This window comes from Micromonospora sp. S-DT3-3-22 (genome assembly GCF_015354745.1).
GTDB lineage: Bacteria > Actinomycetota > Actinomycetes > Mycobacteriales > Micromonosporaceae > Micromonospora > Micromonospora wenchangensis.
Window position 1 is genome coordinate 1 of record NZ_JACGMO010000028.1, and the last position, 25,234, is coordinate 25,234.

Annotated in this window: 4 protein-coding genes and 1 pseudogene; all 5 read left to right on the top strand. The window is 75.0% G+C overall.

Annotation, left to right across the window (positions count from 1 at the left end):
- Nucleotides 1-181: 181 nt before the first annotated feature.
- Nucleotides 182-5,635, top strand: a pseudogene (locus H1A17_RS11060) (SDR family NAD(P)-dependent oxidoreductase); the annotation flags it as partial.
- Nucleotides 5,636-5,726: 91 nt separating this feature from the next.
- A complete protein-coding gene (locus tag H1A17_RS11065; protein WP_375372808.1) occupies nt 5,727-15,842 on the top strand; it encodes an SDR family NAD(P)-dependent oxidoreductase in 10,116 nt (3,371 codons plus the stop codon).
- Nucleotides 15,839-20,182: a type I polyketide synthase gene (locus H1A17_RS11070; protein WP_375372807.1), complete on the top strand. Its 4,344-nt coding sequence runs from the start codon at nt 15,839-15,841 to the stop codon at nt 20,180-20,182. Before H1A17_RS11065 ends, H1A17_RS11070 begins: the two co-directional genes overlap by 4 nt.
- Nucleotides 20,179-24,003: a type I polyketide synthase gene (locus tag H1A17_RS11075; RefSeq protein ID WP_194821787.1), complete on the top strand. Its 3,825-nt coding sequence runs from the start codon at nt 20,179-20,181 to the stop codon at nt 24,001-24,003. Before H1A17_RS11070 ends, H1A17_RS11075 begins: the two co-directional genes overlap by 4 nt.
- Nucleotides 24,000-25,229 (top strand): cytochrome P450, encoded by a 1,230-nt coding sequence (locus H1A17_RS11080; RefSeq protein ID WP_145919350.1) that lies wholly within the window; start codon nt 24,000-24,002, stop codon nt 25,227-25,229. The genes H1A17_RS11075 and H1A17_RS11080 overlap by 4 nt, the downstream gene beginning before the upstream one ends.
- Nucleotides 25,230-25,234: the final 5 nt, after the last annotated feature.

Genomic DNA, 25,234 nt, shown 5'->3' on the forward strand with positions numbered 1-25,234 from the left:
TGTCGCCGCGCTGCGGCGCGCGGTGGGCGGTCGGCTGCCGGCCGCGGTGGTCGCCGCCCTCACGCCGGCCACCCTCGGCGTCGCCGACCTCCCCCCGGGGGTACGCGGCGTGCTCGGCGGGTACGCCGGCCCGCCGCCCGGGCCCACCGGCGGGCAACTCGACCCGGCCGACCTGCTGCCCCTGGTACGCCGGGAGATCGCCGTCGCGCTGGGGCACCCGGACACCGGCCGGGTCACCGCCGACCGGCCGCTGGGGGAGCTGGGCATCGACTCGATGACGGCGGTCACCATCCGCAACCGCCTCGCCGCCGCCACCGGGGCGGACCTGCACACCACCGTCGTGTTCGACCATCCCACCGCCCGTTCCCTGGCCGGGCACCTCGCCGCCGCCGGAACCCGCCCCGCCGACGCCCCCACCACCGTCGCAGCCCCCGACGAGCCGTTGGCGATCATCGGGATGGCCTGCCGGATGCCCGGCGGGGTGCGTACCCCCGAACAGCTCTGGCGGCTCGTGCTCGACGGCGTCGACGCCATCTCGTCGTTCCCCACCGACCGGGGCTGGGACCTCGCCAACCTGGTCCACCCGGACCCCGACCATCCCGGCACCAGCTACACCGACCAGGGCGGGTTCCTGACCGGGGTGGCCGAGTTCGACCCGGCGTTCTTCGGCATCTCCCGCCGGGAGGCGCTGGGCATGGACCCGCAGCAGCGGCTGCTGCTGGAGACGGCGTGGGAGGCCGTCGAACACGCCCGGATCACCCCGGAGTCGCTGCGCGGGACCAGGGTCGGGGTGTTCGCCGGAGGCAACGGCAACGACTACGCCACCACGATGACCCGCGCCCCGGAGGGCGTCGACGGCTACCTGATGACCGGCAACGCGGCGAGCGTCGTCGCCGGCCGGATCGCCTACCTGTTCGGGCTGGTCGGCCCGGCGCTGACCGTCGACACCGCCTGCTCGTCGTCGCTGGTGGCGCTGCACCTGGCCGGGCACGCGCTGCGCGCCGGGGAGTGCACGATGGCGCTGGTCGGCGGCGTCACCGTCATGTCGACCCCGGGCACGTTCGTCGAGTTCAGCCGGCAGCGGGGCCTGGCCCCCGACGGGCGGTGCAAGGCGTTCGGCGCGGACGCCGACGGCACCGGCTGGGCCGAGGGCGCGGGCATGCTGCTCGTCGAACGGCTCTCCGACGCCCACCGCCACGGCCACCGGGTCCTCGCCGTGGTCCGGGGCTCCGCCGTCAACCAGGACGGGGCGTCGAACGGCCTCACCGCACCCAACGGCCGCTCCCAACAGGCCGTGATCACCGAGGCGCTGCGCACGGCCGGCGTCGCCGCCACCGACGTCGACCTGGTGGAGGCGCACGGCACCGGCACCCGGCTCGGCGACCCGATCGAGGCCGAAGCCCTGCTGGCCACCTACGGTCAGGGCCGACCGGCCGACCGGCCCCTGTGGCTGGGCTCGCTGAAGTCGAACATCGGGCACACCCAGGCCGCCGCCGGGGTGGCCGGGATCATCAAACTCGTCCACGCCCTGCGCGACGGCGTACTGCCCCGGACGCTGCACGCCGACGAACCCACCCCGTTCGTCGACTGGCGGCGCGGCGCGGTGGAACTGCTCCGCGAGCAGCGCCCCTGGCCGGCCGGTCCGGGGCCACGCCGGGCGGCGATCTCCTCCTTCGGGGCCAGCGGCACCAACGCCCACGTGATCGTCGAGGCCGCCCCGCCGACCGTCGACCCTGCCCCCTCGGCCGCGCCGCCGGTCACCCCGTGGGTGGTGACCGGGCGGGACGAACGCGGCCTGCGCGCCGTCGCCGCCGACCTGCTCACCGTCGCCGACCGGGTCGACCCGGCCGACCTCGGGTTCTCCCTGGCGACCACCCGCCAGCCACTGGAACGGCGGGCGGTGGTCACCGACACCGTCGGCCTGCGGGCGCTGGCCGACGGGGACCTTCCGCTGGTCCCGCCCGGCCCCGGCGACCTGGGGTTCCTCTTCACCGGGCAGGGCGCGCAGCGGGCCGGCATGGGCCGGGGACTACGGGCCGCCTTCCCCGTCTTCGCCGCCGCGTTCGCCGAGGTCTGCGCCGCCTGCGACGGGCACCTGGGCCGGTCGTTGGCCGACGTCGTCGACACCGGCGACGGCCTCGACGACACCACCGTCACCCAACCCGCTATCTTCGCCGTCGAGGTCGCCCTGTTCCGGCTGCTGGAATCCTGGTCGCTGCGACCGGACGTGCTGGCCGGGCACTCCATCGGCGAGATCGCCGCCGCGCACGTCGCGGGGGTGCTGTCGCTGGCCGACGCGGCCACCCTGGTCACCGCGCGGGGCCGGCTGATGGGCGCGCTGCCGTCCGGCGGTGTGATGGCCGCCGTCCGGGCCGCCGAAGCCGACGTGGTGCCGCTGCTCACCGCCGAGGTGGGCATCGCCGCCGTCAACGGCCCCCGCTCCCTGGTGCTCTCCGGCACCGCGTCCGCCGTGGCCGCGGTGACCGACGCCCTCGGCGTGCCGGGCCGGCGGCTGACGGTCAGCCACGCGTTCCACTCGCCGCTGATGGCACCGATGCTCGACGACTTCCGGGCCGTGGTGGGCGGGCTCGCCTTCCACCCGCCCCGGATTCCGGTGGTGTCCACGGTGACCGGTCGACCCGCCGACCTGACCGACCCCGACCACTGGGTGGCCCACGTGTCCCGACCGGTGCGGTTCGCCGACGCGGTCGCCGCGCTGCGCGACACCGGCGTCGACACCCTGCTGGAGGTCGGCCCGGACGCGGCGCTCACCCCGTTGACCGTCGACCTGCTGACCGGGGACGCCACGGTCACCGCGACGATGCGCCGGGACCGGGACGAGGCGGCCACCCTGGTCGCCGCCGTCGGCGAGGTGTTCGCCCGGGGGCACCGGGTGGACTGGGCGGCCTGCTACCGGGGCGGCGACGCCCGCGTGGTCGACCTGCCCACCTACCCGTTCGCCCGGGAACGGTTCTGGCTCACCGCCCGCCCCACCGGCGGCGTCGACGACGCCGGCCTCACCGGCACCGACCACGGCCTGGTCGGGGCGCTCGTCGAACACGTCGACGACGACGGGCTGACCCTCGCCGGCCGGATCTCCACCGCCACCCACCCGTGGCTCGCCGACCACGCCGTGCTCGACACGGTGCTGCTGCCCGGCACGGCGTTCGTCGACCTGGCGGTCACCGCCGCCCGCCGCGTCGACTGTGCCGGTGTCGACGACGTCACCCTGGCCGCGCCGCTGGTGCTGCCGGCGGGCCGGGCCGTCGACCTACGGGTGACCGTCGCCCCACCCGCCGACGACGGCCGCCGGGCGGTCACCGTCCGGTCCCGGCCGGCCGGGGGCACCGGGTGGACCACCCATGCCACCGGCATGCTCACCCCCGACGGCGGCCCGGTGGAGGCGCTGCGCCAGTGGCCGCCGCGCGACGCCACCGAGATCGACGTGTCGGCCGCGTACCCGGCGCTCGCCGCCGCCGGCTACCGGTACGGGCCCACCTTCCAGGGGCTACGCCGGGCCTGGCGACGGGGCACCGAGGTGTACGCCGAGATCACCCTCCCCGAACCGGCCCGCCCCGACGCCGCCGGTTACGCCCTGCACCCCGCCCTGCTGGACGCGACCCTGCACGCGGTCATGCTCGACTCCCTCACCACAGCCGAACCGAGCCTGCCGTTCGCGTGGAGCGGGGTGCGGGTGGTGCGTCCCGGCGGCACCGAACTGCGCGCCCGGTTCGTCCCGGTCGGCGAGTCCGCGGTGGCGGTGACCCTCGCCGACGGTACGGGCGAACCCGTCGCCGTCGCCGAACGGCTGGACTGGCGGCCGGTGTCCGCCGCCGCGCTGCGCCCCACCCACCACGAGTCGCTGTACCGGCTCAACTGGACCGAGGTCGCCGTCGGCGCGGCCGGGGACGACCCGCCGTCCTGGCAGCGCCCCGACAGCCCCGTCCGACTGGTGACCCTGACCGGCCCGGACGGCACCGACACCGTCGCCCGCACGCACGCGGCCACCACCGGGGCGCTGCGCCTGGTCCAGGAATGGCTGGCCGACGACAACGACCGTACCCTCGTCGTGCTGACCACGAACGCCGTGCCGACCGCCGGCGGTGAACCCCACGACCTGCCGCTGGCCGCAGCCCTCGGCCTGCTGCGCACCGCCGCCACCGAGAACCCGGGCCGGGTCGTGCTGGTCGACCTCGACGGGTCCGCCGCCGCCCGCCGGTTGCTGCCCGCCGTGGTCGCCGCCGCCGAACCCCAGGCCGTGGTACGCGGCGACCGGGTGCTGGTGCCCCGCCTGGTCCGGTTGGAGACCGCCGACGGGCCGGGCACCACCCTCGACCCGTCGGGCACCGTGCTGCTCACCGGCGGCACCGGCGGCATCGGCGCGGCCCTGGCCCGGCACCTGGTCCGCCGGCACGGCGTGACCCGGCTGCTGCTGACCAGCCGCCGGGGCCCCGACACCGACGGCGTCGGGAAACTCGTCGCCGAGCTGGCCGAACTCGGCGCTGAGGCCACCGTCGTCGGCTGCGACACCGCCGACCGGGACGCCGTCGCCGCGCTGCTCGCCGGCATCCCCGACGAGCACCCGCTGACCGCCGTCGTGCACCTGGCCGGCGTCTCCGACGACGGGGTGCTCGGCTCGCTCACCCCGGACCGGGTCGACGCCGTGCTGCGACCCAAGGTCGACGCGGTGTGGCACCTGCACGAGCTGACCGCCGGGCGGAACCTGTCGGCGTTCGTGCTGTTCTCCTCGGCCGCGTCGGTGTTCGGGGCACCCGGCCAGGGCAACTACGCCGCCGCGAACGCCTTCCTCGACGCGATGGTCCACCACCGTCGCGCCCGGGGGCTGACCGCGACCACCCTGTCCTGGGGGCTGTGGGAGGGCGTCGGCGGCATCACCGGGCACCTCACCGAGGCCGACTTCCGCCGGATGGCCCGCTCCGGCGTGGCCGCCATCCCCGTCGCCGACGGCCTCGACCTGCTGGACGCAGCACTGGCCCAGCCCCGGGCCTGGGTGTTTCCGCTGCGCCTCGACCCGGCGGCGTTGCGGGGTCAGGGTGACGCGCTGCCCGCCGTGCTGCGCAGCCTCGTCCCCGCCGCCCGGTCGGCCACCGCGCCCGTCACCCCGACCGTCGACCTGGCCGCCCTCCCGCCGCAGGACCGGGACCCGGTCCTGCTGGACCTGGTACGCGGCCAGGTGGCGGCCGTCGTCGGGCTCACCGCCGTTGACGTCGACCCGGGCCGGCAGTTCCGGGACCTCGGCTACGACTCGCTGACCGCCGTGGACCTGCGCAACCGGCTCGGCGCGGCGACCGGGCTGCGGCTGCCCGCCACCCTCGTCTTCGACCATCCCACCCCGGCCGAACTGGCCGCCTACCTGGCGGAACGGTTCGCCGACGAGGCCGGGGACACCGGCCCGGCGGTGCTCGGCGGGCTGGACCGGTTGCACGCCGAGGTGCTCGCCGCGGATCTCGCCGCGACGGCGCGGGCGGCGGCGCGGGCCCGGCTCAAGGACATCCTCGCCCTGCTCGACGAGCCCGCCGCAGCGGGGGAGAACGTCGACGCGGAACTCGCCGACGCCTCGGCGGAGGAGGTCTACGCCTTCGTCGACCGCGAACTCGGCATCTCCCTGGACTGACCCGACCGACCCCATTCCACGACCAAGGGCGGAAGAGACCGACATGGCCGACGAGAAGCTGCTCGGATACTTCAAGAAGGTCAGCGCCGACCTGTACAAGACCCGGCAGCGGCTGACCGAGCTGACCGAACGGGACCGGGAACCCATCGCCATCGTCGGCATGGCCTGCCGCTACCCGGGTGGGGTCGGCTCCCCGGAGGACCTGTGGGACCTGGTCGCCGAGGGTCGGGACGCCATCTCCGACTTCCCCACCGACCGGGGCTGGCCGGCGGACCTCTACGACCCCGACCCGGAACGGGCCGGACACAGCTACGCCCACGAGGGTGGCTTCCTGCACGACGCCGCCGACTTCGACCCCGCCTTCTTCGGCATGAGCCCCCGGGAGGCACTCGGCGTCGACCCGCAGCAGCGGCTGCTGTTGGAGATCACCTGGGAGGCGTTCGAACGGGCCGGCATCCTCCCCGCCTCGGTGCGTCGTACCCCGGTCGGGGTGTTCACCGGCATCATGTACGGCGACTACGGCCTGCGGGTCCGCGACGTCCCCGAGGAGTTCGAGGGCTACCTGTTGACCGGCAGCGCCGGCAGCGTCGCCTCCGGTCGGATCGCCTACACCTTCGGCCTGACCGGTCCCGCCGTCACCGTCGACACCGCCTGCTCGTCGTCCCTGGTCGCCCTGCACCTCGCCGCCCGGTCGCTGCGCGCCGGGGAGTGCACGCTGGCCCTCGCCGGTGGTGTCACCGTGATGGCGAGCCCCGGCACGTTCGTCGAGTTCAGCCGGCAGCGGGGGCTGGCCCCGGACGGCCGGGCCAAGTCGTACTCGGCCGCCGCCGACGGGGTCGGCTGGGCCGAGGGCGCCGGCATGCTGCTGCTGGAGAAGCTCTCCGACGCCCGCCGGCACGGCCACCCGGTGCTCGCCGTCGTCCGGGGTTCCGCGATCAACCAGGACGGCCCGTCCAACGGGCTCACCGCACCCAACGGCCCCGCCCAGCGCGCCGTCATCCGGCAGGCCCTCGAATCCGCCGGCCTGACCCCGACGGACGTGCAGGTGGTGGAGGGCCACGGGACGGGCACCCGGTTGGGTGATCCGATCGAGGCACAGGCGCTGTTGGCGACGTACGGGCAGGGTCGGTCGGTGCCGTTGTGGTTGGGGTCGGTGAAGTCGAACATCGGTCATGCGCAGGCGGCGGCGGGTGTCGCCGGGGTGATCAAGATGGTGTCGGCGATGCGGGCGGGGGTGGTGCCGGGGTCGCTACACGCGGGCGAGCGGTCGGGGTTCGTGGACTGGTCGTCGGGTGCGGTGGAGGTGGTGACCGGCCCGAGGCCGTGGGAGGTGGAGGGCCGACGCCGGGCGGGGGTGTCGTCGTTCGGGATCAGCGGCACCAACGCGCACGTCATCCTGGAGGAACCCCCCGCCGTGACGGACCCGTCGCCCGACGGGTCACCCGCCGAGGCGGGCCCGTCGGCCGGGGCCACCGGCGAACCCGACGCCGTACCGGTGACGCCGTGGCCGGTGTCGGCGCGGACGACCGCCGGGGTACGGGAACTGGTCGAGCGGCTCCGCCCGTGGAGCGCCGCCGCCGACCCGACGGTGCCGGCGGCCGACGTGGGCTGGTCCCTGGCGTCGACCCGGACGGTGTTCGACGACCGCGCCGTGCTGCTCGACGGCGACGTCGTCGCGGACTCGGCCTCGGTGCCCCCGGAACTCCGCTGGCCGGCGACGGTCCCACCGGCAGGTGACGCCGACCCGGCGTCCCCGGCCGCGACGGACGTCGACTCCCGGGTGGTGCCCTCCGGTGTGGGCCTGGTGTTCGGGGGTCAGGGTGGTCAGCGGGTGGGGATGGGTTCGGGTCTGTATCAAGCGTTTCCGGTGTTCGCGTCGGTGTTCGACGAGGTGTGTGACCTGTTGGGGCCGGACGTCCATGAGGCGATCTCGTCCGGGGTGGGTCTGGATGACACGGGCATCGCGCAGCGGGCGTTGTTCGCGGTGGAGGTGGCGTTGTTCCGGCTGGTGGAGTCGTGGGGTGTGCGGCCTGCGGTCCTGGTGGGCCACTCGATCGGGGAGATCGCCGCCGCACACGTGTCGGGGGTGTTGTCGCTGCCGGATGCGGTGACGTTGGTGTCGGCCCGTGCCCGTTTGATGGCGGCGTTGCCGGCCGGGGGTGCGATGGTGTCGCTGCGGGCTTCGGTCGATGCGGTGGAGCCGTTCCTGTCGGGTGATGTGGTGGTCGCGGCGGTGAATGGTCCGTCTGCGGTGGTGGTCGCCGGTCCGGAGCAGGAGACGCTGCGAGTGGCGGAGGTGGCAGCGACCGCGTTGGGGGTGCGGCAGCGGCGGTTGTCGGTGGGTCATGCGTTTCATTCGCCGTTGATGGAGCCGATGCTCGACGAGTTCCGCACGGTGGTCGAGGGTTTGTCGTTCCAGCCGGCGCGGATTCCGGTGGTGTCGACCGTGACCGGGCAGGTCGGTGGTCTGGGGGAGCCGGGGTATTGGGTGCGGCAGGTGCGTGAGCCGGTGCGGTTCCACGAGGCGATCGAGGCGGCTGGTCCCCGGTCGTGGTGGGAACTCAGCCCGGACGGTGGTCTGTCGTCCCTGTTGGCCGACGGTATCCCGATGCTTCGTCCGACCGTCGATGAGGCGGTCAGTGCGGTGACGGGGTTGGCGCAGGTGTGGGTGCGCGGGCACGACGTCGACTGGCGGGCCTACTACGGCGGCGGCACCGTCGTCGACCTGCCCACCTACCCGTTCCAACGGCAGCGGTACTGGCTCGACGCCGGGGCCGGACGGGGCGACGTGACCAGCGCCGGCCTACGCTCCGCCGGGCATCCGCTGCTCGGCGCGACGGTCGAACTGGCCACCGGTGACGGCGTGCTGCTCACCGGGCGGGTGTCCCTGCGTACCCATCCGTGGTTGGCCGACCATGCGCTGCTCGACACCGTGCTCCTGCCCGGGACGGCCTTCGTGGACCTCGTCCTGCGCGCGGGCGACCACCTCGGCGTCAGCGTCGTCGACGAACTGACCATCGCCGCGCCGCTGGTGCTCACCGAGGAACCGGTGGAGATCCAGGTGGCCGTCGGCGCGCCCGACCCCGACGGCAGGCGACCGGTGACCGTCCACTCGCGTCCGCACACCGCCGACGGCGACGACCCCGCCTGGACCACCCACGCCGAGGGGCAGCTGACCGTCGCGCCCCCCGCCGCCCCCACCGGGCAGGAGACCTGGCCACCGCCCGGCAGCCGCGAGATCGACGTCACGCACGCCTACCCCCGCCTGGCCGAGGACGGCCACCGGTACGGCCCGGCCTTCCGTGGCCTGCGCCGGCTGTGGCAGCTCGACGACGAGATCCTCGCCGAGGTGGGCCTGCCCGCCGACCGGCACGCCGACGCCGACGCGTTCGTGCTGCACCCCGCACTGCTCGACGCCTGCCTGCACCCACTGCTGCGCGGTGTGCTCGACGACACCCGCCCCGGCGGTCTGCCGTTCTCCTGGAGCGACGTGCAGGTGCACCGATCCGGCGCGACCACCCTGCGGGTACGGCTGCGGGAACAGGCGACCGGCAGCCTCACCCTGACCGGCTACGACGAGTCCGGCGCGCCGGTGGTCACCGTCGGTGGACTGCTGTCCCGCCCCGTCTCCCCGGAGGCGCTGCGGTCGGCCGGGCGGCCCCGCCAGGAACACCTCTACGAGCGGGTGGCCGTGCCGGTGCCGGCCCCACCGGTCGCCGCCCCGGTGCCGGCCTTCGACGCGGGCCCCGCCCCGCTGACCTGCCACCACCTGACCGTCGACCCCGGCCGAGACGACCTGGCCGGCCGTACCCACGTCGCGGTCGCCGCCGCCCTCGCCCTGGTCCGCACCCTGCTGACCGACCCGTACGCCGACACCCGGGTCGTCGTCGCCGGTGACCGTGTCGCCGACGATCCCGCCCTGGCCGCCGCCTGGGGGTTACTGCGTACCACGCAGACCGAGAACCCCGGGCGGCTCGTCCTGGTCGACACCGACGACCCGACCACGGTCCCCACCGTCGCGGCCGGGCTCGCCGCCGGTGACGAACCGGAGGTGAGCGTCCGGGCCGGCACCTGGACCGTCACCCGGTTGGCCCGGGTCACCGCCCCACCGGCCGAACCCACCCGCATCCCCGGTCCGGTGCTGGTCACCGGCGGCACCGGTGGGCTGGGCGCGCTGGTCGCCCGCCACCTGGTGACCACCCACGGCGTACGCGAACTCGTGCTGGCCAGCCGTCGGGGCGCCGGAGCACCGGGCACGGGCGAACTGGTGGCCGGGTTGACCGGCCTCGGTGCCACGGTCAGCGTCGCCGCCGTCGACGTGGCCGACCGGGACGACCTGGCCCGGCTGCTCGACAGTCATCCCGTCCGTTCGGTGGTGCACACCGCCGGGGTGCTCGACGACGCGGTCGTCGGCGCGCTCACCGACGAACAGCTCACCCGGGTGCTCCGCCCCAAGGTGGACGCCGCCTGCCACCTGCACGAGCTGACCGTGGACCGGGCCCTGGACGCCTTCGTCCTCTACTCCTCGTCGGCCGCCGTGTTCGGTGGCCCCGGGCAGGCCAACTACGCCGCCGCCAACGCGTTCCTCGACGCGCTCGCCGCCCACCGCCGGGCCCGGGGGCTGCCCGCGCTGTCGCTCGGCTGGGGACTGTGGCAACAGGACGGCGGCATCACCGCCGCCCTCACCACCGCCGACCGGGACCGGATCACCCGGGCCGGCATGACCCCACTGGACCGGTCGGAGGGGATGGCCCTGTTCGACACCGCGATCACCCTGGCCGACGCGACCGGCCAGCCGCACCTCGTACCGATGCGGATGGACCTGCCGAGGATCACCGGTGAGCCACCGGCGGTGCTGCGAGGGCTGGTCCGTCGCCCGGCCCGGCGGGCCGTCGCGGCGGCCGACCCCACCACGGTCTTCGCCGGGCGGCGCGGCGCGGACCTCACCGTCGCCCTCCTCCAGGTGGTACGGGAACGCGTCGCGGACGTCCTCGGCCACTCCGGTGTCGACGCGGTCCCCGCCGACCGGCCCTTCACCGAGCTGGGCTTCGACTCGTTGACCGCCGTGGAACTGCGCAACGCGCTGTCGACGGCGACCGGGCTGCGCCTTCCCGCCGGGCTGGTGTTCGACCATCCCACCCCGGCGGCGGTCGCCACCTGGCTGACCACGAAGATCGCCCGCACCCCCGCCCCCGCCCCGGTCGCCACCCCGACCCGCACCGACGACGACCCCGTCGTCATCGTCGGCATGGCCTGCCGGCTGCCTGGCGGGGTACGCAGCCCGGAGGACCTGTGGCGGGTGGTCGCCGAGGGCACCGACGCGATCGGCGACTTCCCGACCGACCGGGGCTGGGACCTGGACAACCTCTACCACCCCGACCCGGACCACCCCGGCACCACGTACGCCGCCCAGGGTGGCTTCGTCGACGGGATCGCCGACTTCGACCCGGCCCTGTTCGGCATCTCGCCCCGGGAGGCGCTGGCGATGGACCCGCAGCAGCGGCTGCTGCTGGAGACCTCGTGGGAGGCGTTCGAACGGGCCGGGATCCCCCCGCTCGCCGCCCGGGGTTCGCGGACCGGTGTCTTCGTCGGGGTCAGCAGCCAGGACCACGGCTCGCTGCTCGCCACCGTGCCCGAGTTCGAGGGGCAACTGCTCACCGGCAGCGCCAACAGCGTCGCGTCCGGCCGGCTGGCCTACCACCTCGGCCTGGTCGGCCCGGTCCTCACCCTGGACACGGCGTGCTCGTCGTCGCTGGTGGCCCTGCACCTGGCGGCGAACGCCCTACGCGCCGGGGAGTGCGACCTCGCCCTCGCCGGTGGTGCGCTGCTGATGTCCACCCCGACCCTGTTCGTCGAGTTCAGCCGGCAGGGCGGACTGTCGCCGGACGGCCGGTGCAAGGCGTACTCCGCCGACGCCGACGGCACGGGGTGGGCCGAGGGCGCCGGGATGCTGCTGGTGGAACGTCTCTCCGACGCCCGGCGGCACGGCCACCCGGTGCTCGCGGTGGTGCGGGGCAGCGCGGTGAACTCCGATGGCGCGTCGAACGGCCTGACCGCGCCGAGCGGCCCGTCCCAGGAACGGGTGATCCGCCAGGCGCTGGCCGTGGCGGGCCTGTCGGTGTCCGACGTGCAGGTGGTGGAGGGCCACGGCACCGGCACCCGGTTGGGTGACCCGATCGAGGCGGAAGCGCTGCTGGCGACGTACGGGCAGGGGCGGTCGGAGCCGTTGTGGTTGGGGTCGGTGAAGTCGAACATCGGCCACACGCAGCACGCGGCCGGTGCCGCCGGGGTGATCAAGATGGTGTTGGCGATGCGGCACGCGACGGTGCCGGGGTCGTTGCACGTGGGCGAGCCGTCCGGGTTCGTGGACTGGTCGTCAGGCGCGGTGGAGGTGCTGCGGGAGTCCCGGGAGTGGACGGTGGCTGATGGTGGTCGTCGGCGGGCGGGGGTGTCGTCGTTCGGAATCAGTGGGACGAACGCGCACGTGATCGTGGAGGAGCCACCGCCGGTGGAGGCGGAGGCATGGGTGACGGGGTCGCCGGTGCCGGTGGGGGTGACGCCGTGGCCGGTGTCGGCGCGGACCGCCGCCGGGGTGCGGGAGCTGGTCGGGCAGCTCGGCGCGTTGACGGTCGGTTCGGGACCCGGGACGGGGGCGGACGGTGATCCGCCGGAGTCGACAGTCGTTGGCGGGGTGTCGGGGGTGGATGTGGGGTGGTCGTTGGCGTCGACGCGGTCGGTGTTCGACGAGCGGGCGGTGTTGCTTGACGGTGTGGTGGTCGCGGATGGGGTGTCGCTTGCTTCTGGGGTGCGGGCGTTGGCGTCGGGTGGGTTGGGTTTGGTGTTCGGGGGTCAGGGTGGTCAGCGGGTGGGGATGGGTTCGGGTTTGTATCGGGCGTTTCCGGTGTTCGCGTCGGTGTTCGATGAGGTGTGTGGGCTGTTGGGGCCGGATGTCCATGAGGCGATCGGCTCTGGTGTGGGTCTGGATGGGACGGGGGTGGCGCAGCGGGCGTTGTTCGCGGTGGAGGTGGCGTTGTTCCGTTTGGTGGAGTCGTGGGGTGTGCGTCCTGCGGTTTTGGTGGGTCATTCGATCGGGGAGATCGCTGCCGCGCATGTGTCGGGGGTGTTGTCGCTGTCGGATGCGGTGACGTTGGTGTCGGCGCGGGCTCGTCTGATGGCGGCGCTACCCGCCGGGGGAGCGATGGTGTCGTTGCGGGCTTCCGCGCATGAGGTGGAGCCGTATCTGTCTGGTGGCGTGGTGGTTGCGGCGGTGAATGGTCCGTCGGCGGTGGTGATTGCCGGTGCGGAGCGGGAGACGCTGCGGGCGGCGGAGGCGGTGGCGGCGGCGTTGGGTGTGCGGCAGCGGCGGTTGTCGGTGAGTCACGCGTTCCATTCGCCGTTGATGGAGCCGATGTTGGACGAGTTCCGTGCGGTGGTGGAGGGCCTGTCGTTCCGGCCGGCGCGGATTCCAGTGGTGTCGACCGTCACCGGAACGGTCGAGGATCTGGGGGATCCGGGGTATTGGGTGCGGCAGGTGCGTGAGCCGGTGCGGTTCCACGAGGCGATCGAGGCGGCTGGTCCCCGTTCCTGGTGGGAGTTGAGCGCGGACGGTGGTCTGTCGTCCCTGCTGGCCGACGGTATCCCGATGCTCCGGCCGGGTGCCGATGAGGCGGTCAGCGCGGTGACGGGGTTGGCGCAGGTGTGGGTACGCGGCCACGACGTGGACTGGCGGGCGTACTACGGCGGGGGGAAGGTCGTCGACCTGCCGACGTACCCGTTCCAACGGCAGCGGTACTGGCTGACGCCGGCACCCCGCACGGACGTGGCGGGCGTCGGGCTCGACCCGGTGGAACATCCGCTGCTGGGCGCGGCGGTGGAGCTGTCCGACGACTCGTTCGTCCTCGCCGGCGTACTGACCGCGACGGCGCTGGCCGAGGCCGGACCGCACGTCGTCCTGGCGGAGGCGGCGCTGGCCGCCGCCCGGCACGCGGGCGTCACCGGCGTCACCCAACTCGTCCCCGAGGTGCCGCCCGAGCGCCCCGGCCCACTGCGGGTCACCGTGGACGGTGCCGGCTTCACCATCGCCTCCCGGCCCAACGGCACCTGGGTCGAACACGCGACCGGGCAACTCTCCGCCGAACCCGGCGACGGCGGGGCACTGCCCACCGCCGTGCTCCGCTCCGCCCTCGACGACCTCGCCCCCGCCCGGCCCGTCCGCTGGACGAACCTGACCGTGCACCGGGCCGCCCCCGCCGTGGACGTCGAGATCGCGCACCACGACACCGGGCACGTCCGGATCGCCCTGGTCGACCACGACGGCACCGTCACCACGGAAGCCGAGATCGAACTCGGCGACGACGCCGGCCCGTCCGTCGGCGACGCCCTGTTCCACCTGGAGGACCGGCGCGTCCCGACGCGGGAGACGAGCGGCGTACCGGGTGACTGGGCGGTGCTCGGCGACGACGAACTCGGGCTGCTCGACGGGCTGGGCGGCCTGCGCCGGCACCGTACCCTCGCCGAACTGCTCGACTCGACGGCCGGCCGGCCGGACGTGCTGCTCCACCCGCTGACCTACCCGGACACCGGGGACCCGGCGGCGGACACCCACACCATGGCACAACGGGTGCTGAAACTGGCCCAACACTGGCTCCGCGACGAGGCGCTCGCCCCCTGCCGCCTGGTGTTCGTCGCCTCCGGGGTGGACCGGGACGTCGTGCTCGCCACCGCCTGGGGGCTGGTCCGCTCGGCGATCAGCGAGTACCCGGACCGGTTCGGCCTGGTCACCCTCGACGGGGACCGCCGCTCGGCACGGGCGTTCCCGTACGCCCTGCTAGCCGGCACCACCGAACTCACCGCGACCGGCGGTGCGGTGACCACCCCGACGCTCGTCCGCAGCCGGGGTGTCGCCCCGTCACCCCGCCGCTGGTCCGGCCCCGTGCTGGTCACCGGGGGCACCGGCGGCCTGGGGGCGCTCGCCGCCCGGCACCTGGTCACCACCCACGGCGTACGCCGGCTGCTGCTGGTCAGCCGGCGGGGGCCGGCGGCCCCGGGTGCGGCGGAACTCCGCGCGGAACTGCTCGACCTGGGCGCGCAGGACGTCACCGTGGCCGCCTGCGACGTGACCGACCGGGACGCCCTGGCGGAACTCCTCGCCGGGACCGACCCGGCGCACCCGCTGCGCGCGGTGATCCACACCGCCGGGGTGCTCGATGACGGTGTGCTGCCCGCCCTGACGCCGGAACGTCTGGACACGGTGCTGGCCCCGAAGATCGACGCCGCCTGGCACCTGCACGAGCTGACCCGGGATCTCGACCTCGACGCGTTCGTGCTGTACTCGTCGATCTCCGGACTGCTCGGCCCGCCCGCCCAGGCCAACTACGCGGCGGGCAACTCCGGCCTGGACGCGCTGGCCCGGCTGCGCCGCCACCTCGGCCTGCCCGCCGTGTCGCTGGCCTGGGGACTGTGGGCGCAGGACAGCGGCATGATCGGCACCCTGGACGCGCATGACCGGGAACGTGTCGCCCGGACCGGTGTGGTGCCGATGACCGAGGCCGAGGGCATGGCGCTGTTCGACCTGGCGCTGGCCCACGACCGGGCCGTGCAGGCGCCGGTCCGGCTCGACCCGGCCGCGCTGCGGGCGGTCGACGCGCCGCCGCCCGTGCTCCGCGCCCTGGTCCGCACCCCCCGCCGTACGCCGGGGGAGCAGCAGCCGGCCGCCGACCGGATCGCCGCGCTCGCACCGGCCGACCGACGCCAGGCGGTGCTGGACCTCGTCACCGCCCAGGCGGCGAAGGTGCTCGGCCACGCCGACCCGACCGAGGTCGACCCGGGCCGCCGCTTCGCCGACCTGGGTGTGGACTCGCTGGCCGCCACCCAGCTCCGCAACGCGGTCAGCGCCGCCGCCGGTGTGCCGCTGCCGGCCGGGGTGGTGTTCGACCATCCCACCCCCGCCGCGCTCGCCGACTTCGTCTGCGGGCTGCGCTGGCCGGACCAGGAGCGCGGGGACGGCTCGGCGATGGCCGCCCTCGACCGGCTGGAGGCGGCGCTGCGCACCGGCGACGCGGGCGGCGACGAGGTGGTCGACCGGCTGGAACGCCTCCTGATCGAACTGCGCCCACCCGCCGACTACGGCGACCTGGACACCGACGACCTGGACACGATCCCGGTGGACCGCCTCTACGACATCATCGACCAGGGAACGGAGCTGTGATGGCCGAGGACAGCGCCAAGCTCGTGGAGTACCTGCGCAAGGCCACCACCGACCTGCGCCGGTCACGGGCCCGCGTCGCCCAGTTGGAGAGCCGGATCAGCGAACCGGTCGCGATCGTCGGGATGGCCTGCCGGCTGCCCGGCGGGGTACGCGGCCCGGAGGACCTGTGGCGGGTGGTCGCCGAGGGGGTCGACGCGGTCGGCGGGTTCCCGACCGACCGGGGCTGGGATCTCGCCGGGCTCTACCACCCCGACCCGGACCACCCCGGCACCACGTACGCCACCGGCGGCGCCTTCCTCGCGGACGTCGCCGGCTTCGACGCCGACTTCTTCGGCATCTCCCCCCGGGAGGCGTTGGCGATGGACCCGCAGCAGCGGCTGCTGCTGGAAACCTCGTGGGAGGCCATCGAACACGCCCGTATCGACCCCGGGTCGCTCGCCGGCAGCCCGACCGGCGTGTTCGTCGGCACCATGTACCAGAACTACGCCTTCGGCGGTCAGGACGTGCCCGACGAACTCGAAGGGCTGCTGATCAGCGGCAGCGCCGGCAGCATCGTCTCCGGCCGGATCGCCTACCAGTTCGGCTTCACCGGGCCCGCGGTCACCCTCGACACCGCCTGCTCGTCGTCGCTTGTCGCCCTGCACCTGGCGGCGTCGGCGCTGCGTGCCGGGGAGTGCTCGCTGGCGCTCGCCGGGGGCGTGACGGTGATGCCCACCGCCGACCTGCTGGTGGAGTTCGCCCGGCAGCGTGGCCTGGCCCCGGACGGCCGGTGCAAGGCGTTCGCCGACACCGCCGACGGCGTCGGTTGGGGTGAGGGCGTGGGCCTGCTGCTGCTGGAACGGCTGTCGGACGCCCGCCGCAACGGCCACCGGGTGCTGGCGGTGGTGCGGGGCAGCGCGGTGAATTCGGATGGTGCGTCGAACGGCCTGACGGCGCCGAGTGGTCCGTCGCAGGAGCGGGTGATTCGTCGGGCGTTGGCGGTGGCGGGTCTGTCGGTGTCCGACGTGCAGGTGGTGGAGGGCCACGGGACGGGCACCCGGTTGGGTGATCCGATCGAGGCGGAGGCGTTGTTGGCGACGTACGGGCAGGGTCGGTCGGTGCCGTTGTGGTTGGGGTCGGTGAAGTCGAACATCGGTCATGCGCAGGCGGCGGCGGGGGTCGCCGGGGTGATCAAGATGGTGTCGGCGATGCGGGCCGGGGTGGTGCCGGGGTCGCTGCACCTGGCCGAGCCGTCGGGGTTCGTGAACTGGTCGTCAGGCTCGGTGGAGGTGCTGCGGGAGCCCCGGGAGTGGACGGTGGCCGATGGTGGTCGTCGGCGGGCGGGGGTGTCGTCGTTCGGGATCAGTGGGACGAACGCGCACGTGATCGTGGAGGAGCCACCGCCGGTGGAGACGGGCGCTCCGGCGGACGCGGATGCGCTGGCGGCGGGTTCGCGGGTGCCGGTGGGGGTGACGCCGTGGCCGGTGTCGGCGCGGACCGCCGCCGGGGTGCGGGAGTTGGTGGAGCGGTTGCAGTCGATGGTGGCTGGGGTGTCGGGGGTGGATGTGGGGTGGTCGTTGGCGTCGACGCGGTCGGTGTTCGACGAGCGGGCGGTGCTGCTCGACGGTGAGACTGTCGCGGATTCGGCGTCGCTCGCTCCGGAGATTCGTGCTCTGGCTTCCGGTGCGGTTCCTACCCCCACAGTGGATCCGGCCCGGGGGTCGTCGGATGGCGCTGCGTCGTCGGGTGGGGTGTCGTCCGGTGGCATTCCTGTGGGGTTGGGTCTGGTGTTCGGGGGTCAGGGTGGTCAGCGGGTGGGGATGGGTTCGGGTTTGTATCGGGCGTTTCCGGTGTTCGCGTCGGTGTTCGATGAGGTGTGTGGGCTGTTGGGGCCGGATGTCCATGAGGCGATCGGCTCTGGTGTGGGTCTGGATGGGACGGGTGTTGCGCAGCGGGCGTTGTTCGCGGTGGAGGTGGCGCTGTTCCGGCTGGTCGAGTCGTGGGGTGTGAACCCTGCGGTTCTGGTGGGTCATTCGATCGGGGAGATCGCCGCCGCACACGTGTCGGGGGTGCTGTCCCTGCCGGATGCGGTGGTGTTGGTGTCGGCGCGGGCTCGTCTGATGGCGGCGCTACCCGCTGGGGGAGCGATGGTGTCGTTGCGGGCCTCGGCTGAGGCGGTGCAGCCGTTCCTGTCCGGTGATGTGGTGGTCGCGGCGGTGAATGGTCCGTCGGCGGTGGTGATCGCCGGTGCGGAGCGGGAGACGCTGCGCGTGGCGGAGGCGGCAGCGACCATGCTGGGCGTCCGGCAGCGGCGGTTGTCGGTGAGTCACGCGTTCCATTCGCCGTTGATGGAGCCGATGTTGGACGAGTTCCGTGCGGTGGTGGAGGGCCTGTCGTTCCAGCCGGCGCGGATTCCGGTGGTGTCGACCGTCACCGGAACGGTCGAGGATCTGGGGGATCCGGGGTATTGGGTGCGGCAGGTGCGTGAGCCGGTGCGGTTCCACGAGGCGATCGAGGCGGCTGGTCCCCGTTCCTGGTGGGAGTTGAGCGCGGATGGTGGTCTGTCGTCCCTGCTGGCTGACGGTATCCCGATGCTCCGGCCGGGTGCCGATGAGGCGGTCAGTGCGGTGACGGGGTTGGCGCAGGTGTGGGTGCGCGGCCACGAGGTGGACTGGCGGGGGTACTACGGCGGGGGGAAGGTCGTCGACCTGCCGACGTACCCGTTCCAACACCGACGGTACTGGCTCGCTGCCGGTCCGGCGACGCCGCCGCTGTACGCGGTGCGGTGGACGCCGACGGACCTGCCCGCCGGGGAGGCGGCGGTGCTCGACTGCGCCGGCAGTGGCACCGCCGAGGTACTCGCGGTCCTCCAGCGGCGGCTCGCCGAACCCACCGGTGGTCGGCTCGTCGTCGGCTTCGACGGCACCGATCCGACGGCCGACGGGGTGGCCGGCCTGCTGCGTGCCGCCCGGACCGAGCATCCGGGCCGGGTGGCTCTCGTCGACCACGACGGCACCCCGGCGTCGCTGGCGGCACTGCCGGCCACAGCCGCCGCCGGCCACGGGGAGGTCCGGCTGCGTGCCGGCGTCGCCAGCGTCCCGGAGTTGACAGCCGCCACCACCGGACCCCGCCCGCTCGTCGACGGCACGGTCCTGGTGACCGGGGCGGCGGGCGCCCTCGGCAGCGCCGTCGCCCGCCACCTGGTCACCGCGTACGGCGTGCGTGACCTGGTGCTGCTCGGCCGCCGCGGGGCACCGGACCTGGCCGCCGAGCTGGCCGCGATCGGCGTCACCGCCACCTCGGTCGCCGGCGACGTCACCGACCCGGATGCGGTGGCCGCCGCGCTGCACGGGCGCACCCTGCGCGGGGTGGTGCACACGGCGGGCGTGCTCGCCGACGGGGTCCTGTCCGGGCTCACCCCCGACCAGCTCGACCGGGCCTGGCGGGCCAAGGTGACGGGCGCGCGGGTCGTCGACCGGCTCACCCGCGACACCGACCTGGCCTTCTTCGTGCTGTTCTCGTCGGTCGCCGGGCTGTTCGGGGCGGCCGGGCAGGCCGCGTACGCCGCCGCGAACAGCGCGCTGGACGCCCTCGCCGAGCGTCGCCGGGCGGCCGGGCTGCCGGCCACCTCGATCGCCTGGGGGCCGTGGGCCGGTGCGGGCATGACCGGGGACCTGGGCGTCGCCGACCGGGCCCGACTCGCCGCCGCCGGCCTCGCCCCGCTGCCGGTGGCCGCCGGGCTGGCCCTCTTCGACGCGGCGCTGACCAGCACCGAACCGGTGGTCGTCGCGGCCGACCTGCGCACCGCGACCCTCGACCCGAGCACCGCCCCGGCCCTGCTGCGGACCCTGCTGCCGGCGGGGGAACCCACGTCCCCGCCCGTGCTGGACCTGACCGGCCTGGACACCCAGGGCCGTCGGCAGGCGGTCACCGACCTGGTCCGGGCCACCGCCGCCACCGTGCTGGGCCACCAGCCGGGCACGCTGGTGCCGGTGACTGGCGCCTTCCACGACCTCGGCTTCGACTCGCTGACGTCGGTGGACCTGCGTAACCGGCTGAGCGCGGCGACCGGGGTGCCGCTCGGCATGGGCGCGGTGTTCGACCACCCCACCCCGGCGGCGCTCGCCGCGCACCTGCTCACCCAGCTCGCCGCCGACACCGACCCGGAGGACGAGCGGGTACGCGCGACACTGCGCACCCTCCCCGTCGACCGGCTGCGCCGCGCCGGCCTGCTGGACCGGCTGCTGGCCCTGGCCGACGAGCAGACCCTACCGGCCGAACCGGCGGGGCCGGCCGACCTCGACGCGCTCTCCGGTGAGGAACTGCTCGCGCTGGCCGCGCAGACGGTGGGTCAGCAGTGAGCGCCGGCACCGAACAGTACGTGGCGGCCCTGCGTAACGCGCTGCGCGAGGTCGACCGGCTGCGCGGGGAACTCGACCGGGCCGCCGCGTCGGCCGCCGAACCGGTCGCCGTGGTCGGGATGTCCTGCCGGTTCCCCGGCGGCGCGGACACCCCGGACCGGTTCTGGGACCTGCTCGACGAGGGCCGCGACGCGGTCGTCCCGTTCCCCACCGACCGGGGCTGGCCGGCGGACCTGCACGATCCGGACCCGGCCGCCCCGGGGCACAGCTACGTCGACTCCGGCGGCTTCCTGCCCGACGTCGCCGGGTTCGACGCCGGCTTCTTCGGGGTGTCCCCCCGGGAGGCGTCGGCGATGGACCCGCAGCAGCGGATGCTGCTGGAGCTGGCCTGGACGGCGGTCGAGGACGCCCGCATCGACCCGGAGCGGCTGCGCGCCACCGAGACCGGGGTGTACGTGGGCACCAACGGCCAGGACTATCCGCTGCTGCTCGCCCACGCCGCCGGCGAGGCCGAGGGTTTCCTGCTCACCGGCAACGCGGCGAGCGTCGCCTCCGGCCGCATCTCGTACGTGCTCGGGCTGACCGGGCCGTCGCTGACCGTGGACACCGCCTGCTCGTCGGCGCTGGTGGCCGTGCACCAGGCCGTCCGCGCGCTGCGCTCCGGCGAGGTGCCCCTGGCCCTGGTCGGGGCGGCGTCGGTGATGTCGACACCGGTCGGGTTCACCGAGTTCAGCCGCCAGCGGGGCCTGGCCGCCGACGGGCGGTGCAAGGCGTTCTCCGCCGCCGCCGACGGGGTCGGCTGGGGCGAGGGCGGGGCGGTGCTGCTGCTGGAACGGCTCGGTGACGCCCTCGCCCACGGGCGTACCGTGCACGCGGTGCTGCGCGGCAGCGCGGTCAACTCCGACGGGGCGTCCAACGGGTTGACCGCGCCGAACGGCCCCGCCCAGCGGCGGGTGATCGAGCGGGCGCTCGCCGACGCCGGGCTCACCCCCGGTGACGTCGACGCCGTGGAGGCGCACGGCACCGGCACCCGCCTCGGCGACCCGATCGAGGCCGAGGCGCTCCTGGCCAGCTACGGCCGGGCCCGGGACCGGCCGCTGTGGCTGGGCTCGGTGAAGTCCAACCTGGGCCACACCCAGGCCGCCGCCGGTCTGGCCGGACTGGTCAAGCTGGTGCTGGCGCTGCGGCACGGCCGGCTGCCGCGTACGCTGCACGCCGCGACCCCGACCACGGCGGTGCGCTGGGACGACTCCCCGGTGCGGCTGCTGACCGCCGCCCAGCCGTGGCCGCGTGGGTCCCGCCCGCGCCGGGCGGCGGTGTCGGCGTTCGGGATCAGCGGCACCAACGCCCACGTCGTCGTCGAGGAGCCACCCGCACCGGCCGCCGGCGGGCCGGCGGTGACCCCGCTGCCCGCGGTGCCGTGCCTGCTCTCCGCCGCCGACCCGCAGGCGCTGCGGGAGCAGGCCGGCCGGCTGGCGACGCTGGTACGGGCCGACCCGACGCTCACCCCGGCGGGGCTCGGCCTGGCGTTGGCCACCGGGCGGGCGGCGCTGCGGCACCGGGCGTGCGTCACCGCGACCGACCGCGCCGGGCTGCTCGCGGGTCTCACCGGGCTGGCCGATGCCGGGGTCGGCGCGGGCACGACCTGCGGCGGTGACCTCGCGGTCCTGTTCACCGGGCAGGGCGTGCAACGGGTCGGGATGGGCCTGGCGTTGGCCGAGCGGTTCCCCGCCTACGCGGAGGCGTTCGCCGAGGTCTGCGGGCACCTCGATCCGCTGCTGGACCGGCCGCTGGCCGCCGCCGTCGCCGACGGCGGCGGACTCGACGACACGGGCACCGCGCAGCCGGCGATCTTCGCGGTCGAGGTCGCCCTGTACCGGCTGCTGGAGGCGTACGGCCTCACCCCGGCCGCCGTCGCGGGGCACTCCGTCGGCGAGTTGACCGCCGTGCACGTGGCGGGCGCGTTGTCGCTGGCCGACGCGGCCACCGTGGTCGCGGCCCGGGGCCGGCTGATGGCCGCGCTGCCGGCGGGTGGGGCGATGCTCGCCGTACGGGCCGACGAGGCGGAGGTGACCCCGCTGCTCGGCGACGACGTCGAGTTGGCCGCCGTCAACGGTCCCCGGGCGGTGGTGCTCTCCGGCACGGTCGACGGGGTGGAGCGGGCGGCCCGGCTGCTGCGGGCCGGCGGCCACCGGTGCCGGCGGCTCGACGTCAGCCACGCCTTCCACTCCCGGCTGATGGAGCCGGCCCTGGCCGGGTTCGCCGAGGTGGTGGCGGGGGTACGGTTCACCGCGCCCCGGCTGCCGGTGGTGTCCACCCTGACCGGGGCGGTGCTGACCGTCGAGGACCTGGCCGGGCCCGGGCACTGGCTGACGCACGCCCGCCGGCCGGTGCGGTTCGCCGACGCCGTCCGCACCCTGGAGCGGCGCGGGGTACGCACCTTCGTGGAGGTGGGGCCGGCCCCGGCGCTGACCGCGACGGTGGTTGACTGCCTGCGCACTCCCACGGACGCGGCGGCCGTTCCCACGCTGCGTCCCGACGTGCCCGATCCGGTGTCGGTGCCGGTGGCGATGGGCGCGCTGCTGGTGCGGGGGCACCTGGACCGGGCGGCGGTGTTCGCCGGCACCCGCGCCGCCCCGGTGGCGCTGCCCGGTTACCCGTTCCAGCGGACCCGGTTCTGGCCCGACGCCCGGTTCACGACCACCACCGGCGGCCCGCAACCGGTGACGTCGGCACCACCGGCGGCCACCCCGGCCCCGGACGCGCTACGCGACGTGGTGCTGCGGCACGTGGCGGCGGTGCTCGGCCACGGTACGGCCCCCGTCGACCCGCACCGGTCGCTGGCCGAGCTGGGCCTGACCTCACTCAGCGCCGTGGAGCTGCGCGACCGGCTGGTGCGGGCCACCGGGCTGCCCGTCGGCACCGCCGACCTGCTCACCGCCGTCACCGCCGACGAACTCGCCGGCACCCTCGCCGGGCGGGCCGACGGCGACCCCGACGACGGCGCGGTGCGGGCGGCGTTCGCGGCGGCCTGCGCCCGTGGCGACGTACCCGCCGGGTTGGACCTGCTGGCCGCCGCGGCGGACCGGGCACCGGCCGGCGGCACCGCCGCCGCCGCGACGCCGCTGGTGTTCGCCGAGGGCGACGGCCCGCTGCTGGTCTGTCTGCCCAGCATGGTCGCCCCGGCCAGCCCCTACCAGTACGCCCGGCTGCTGGCCTGCCTCGACCGGCCCGCCGTGGTGCTGCCGCTGCCCGGCTACCGGCTGGGGGAGGCGCTGCCGGCCACCCGCGCCGAGGTCGTCGACGCCCAGGTAGCGGCGCTGCGGGCGCACCTCGGCGACCGGCCGTACGTGCTGGTCGGCTACTCCTCCGGCGGCTGGCTGGCGCACGCGGTGGCGGCGGCCCTGCACGACCTCGGCACACCGCCCGAGCGGGTGGTGCTGGTCGACGTGCACGTCCCGGGCGGGTCCTGGTACGTCGCGACGATGCCGACCCTGTTCACCCGGATGGCCGCCGACCGGACCGTCACCGAACTGGTCACCGACCGGCAGTTGCTGGCCATGGGGCGGCATCTGGCGCTGTTCGCCGACTGGCGACCGCAGCCGCTGGCGGTCCCCGTCACCCACCTGCGGGCCGCGGCGGCGCCCGGCGGACGGGAGCCGGGCTGGGCGGCCGACACCGGGTGGCGCACCGTGCCGGGCGACCACCTGGGCGTCCTCACCGGTGACGCCCCGACCACGGCCGCCGCGCTGGCCGACTGCCTGCGGTCGGCACCGACGAACACCCCACTGATCCCCTCACCGACAGGGCGGAGCCGATGACCATCGGACAGCAGGAAACCTCGACCCCCCACCCGGCGGACATGCTCACCGAGGAGTTCGCCCAGGACCCGTACCCGGGGTTCGCCCGGCTGCGCGACGGCGGCACGGTGGACCGGTTCCGGCTCAAGACGTTCTCCACCGCCGTGCACGCCTGGCTGGTCACCCGGCACGCCGACGCGCGCCGGCTGCTGGCCGACCCGAGGCTGTCCAAGGACGCCGGACGCATCGCCTCGGTGATCCGCGCCCAGGCCGTCGACCCGGACGAGCACGTCACCGACAACCCGCCGAGCATGCTGTTCAGTGATCCCCCCGACCACACCCGGCTGCGTCGGATCGTCGGCGGCGCGTTCACCACCCGGCGGGTGCAGGGCCTGATCCCGGTGATCGAACGCTTCACCGACGCCGCGTTGGACCGGATCGTCGCGGGGGAGACGGTCGACTTCGTGACCGACGTCGCGCTGCCCGTGCCGATGGCGGTCATCGGCTCGCTGCTGGGCATCCCCGAGGAGGCGTTCGACGACTTCCGCCGGTGGAGCGCGGAACTCGGCAGCGTCGGCACCTCGCTGGCCGACAAGCAGCAGGTGATCGCCGACGCCTACGGCTACGTGCGGGACCTGATCGCGGTCAAGCGCACCGCGCCGGCCGACGACCTGATCAGCGCGCTCATCGCCGCCGACGACGAGGGCGGCCGGCTGGCCACCGCCGAGTTGCTGTCCACCGTGTTCCTGATGATGAACGCCGGCTACGAGACGACCGCGGCGATGCTCAGCAGCGCCGTGCTGCTGCTGCACCGGCAGCCGGAGCTGCGCGCGGAGCTGGCTGCCGACCCCGGACGGGTGCCCGCCTTCGTGGAGGAGGTGCTGCGCTACGAGAGCCCGTTGAACCTGAGCACGATCCGGTTCACCGAGCAGGAGGTGACCGTCGGCGACAGGGTCATTCCGGCCGGGGAGATCGTGTTCATCTCGCTGTGCGCGGCCAACCGCGACGCGGACCGGTTCCCCGATCCCGACGCGGTCCGCCTCGACCGCGACGGCCACCTGGCGTTCGGGCACGGCATCCACCACTGCCTGGGCGCACCGTTGGCCCGGCTGGAGGGTCGGGTGGTGTTGCAGCGGCTGCTGGCCCGGCACCCGCACTGGCGGCTGGCCGTCGCCGACGACGAGGTCGCCTGGCGGCACAGCCTCCAGTTCCGCGCCATCGAGTCGCTGCCCGTGCGCTTCGGCTGACACCC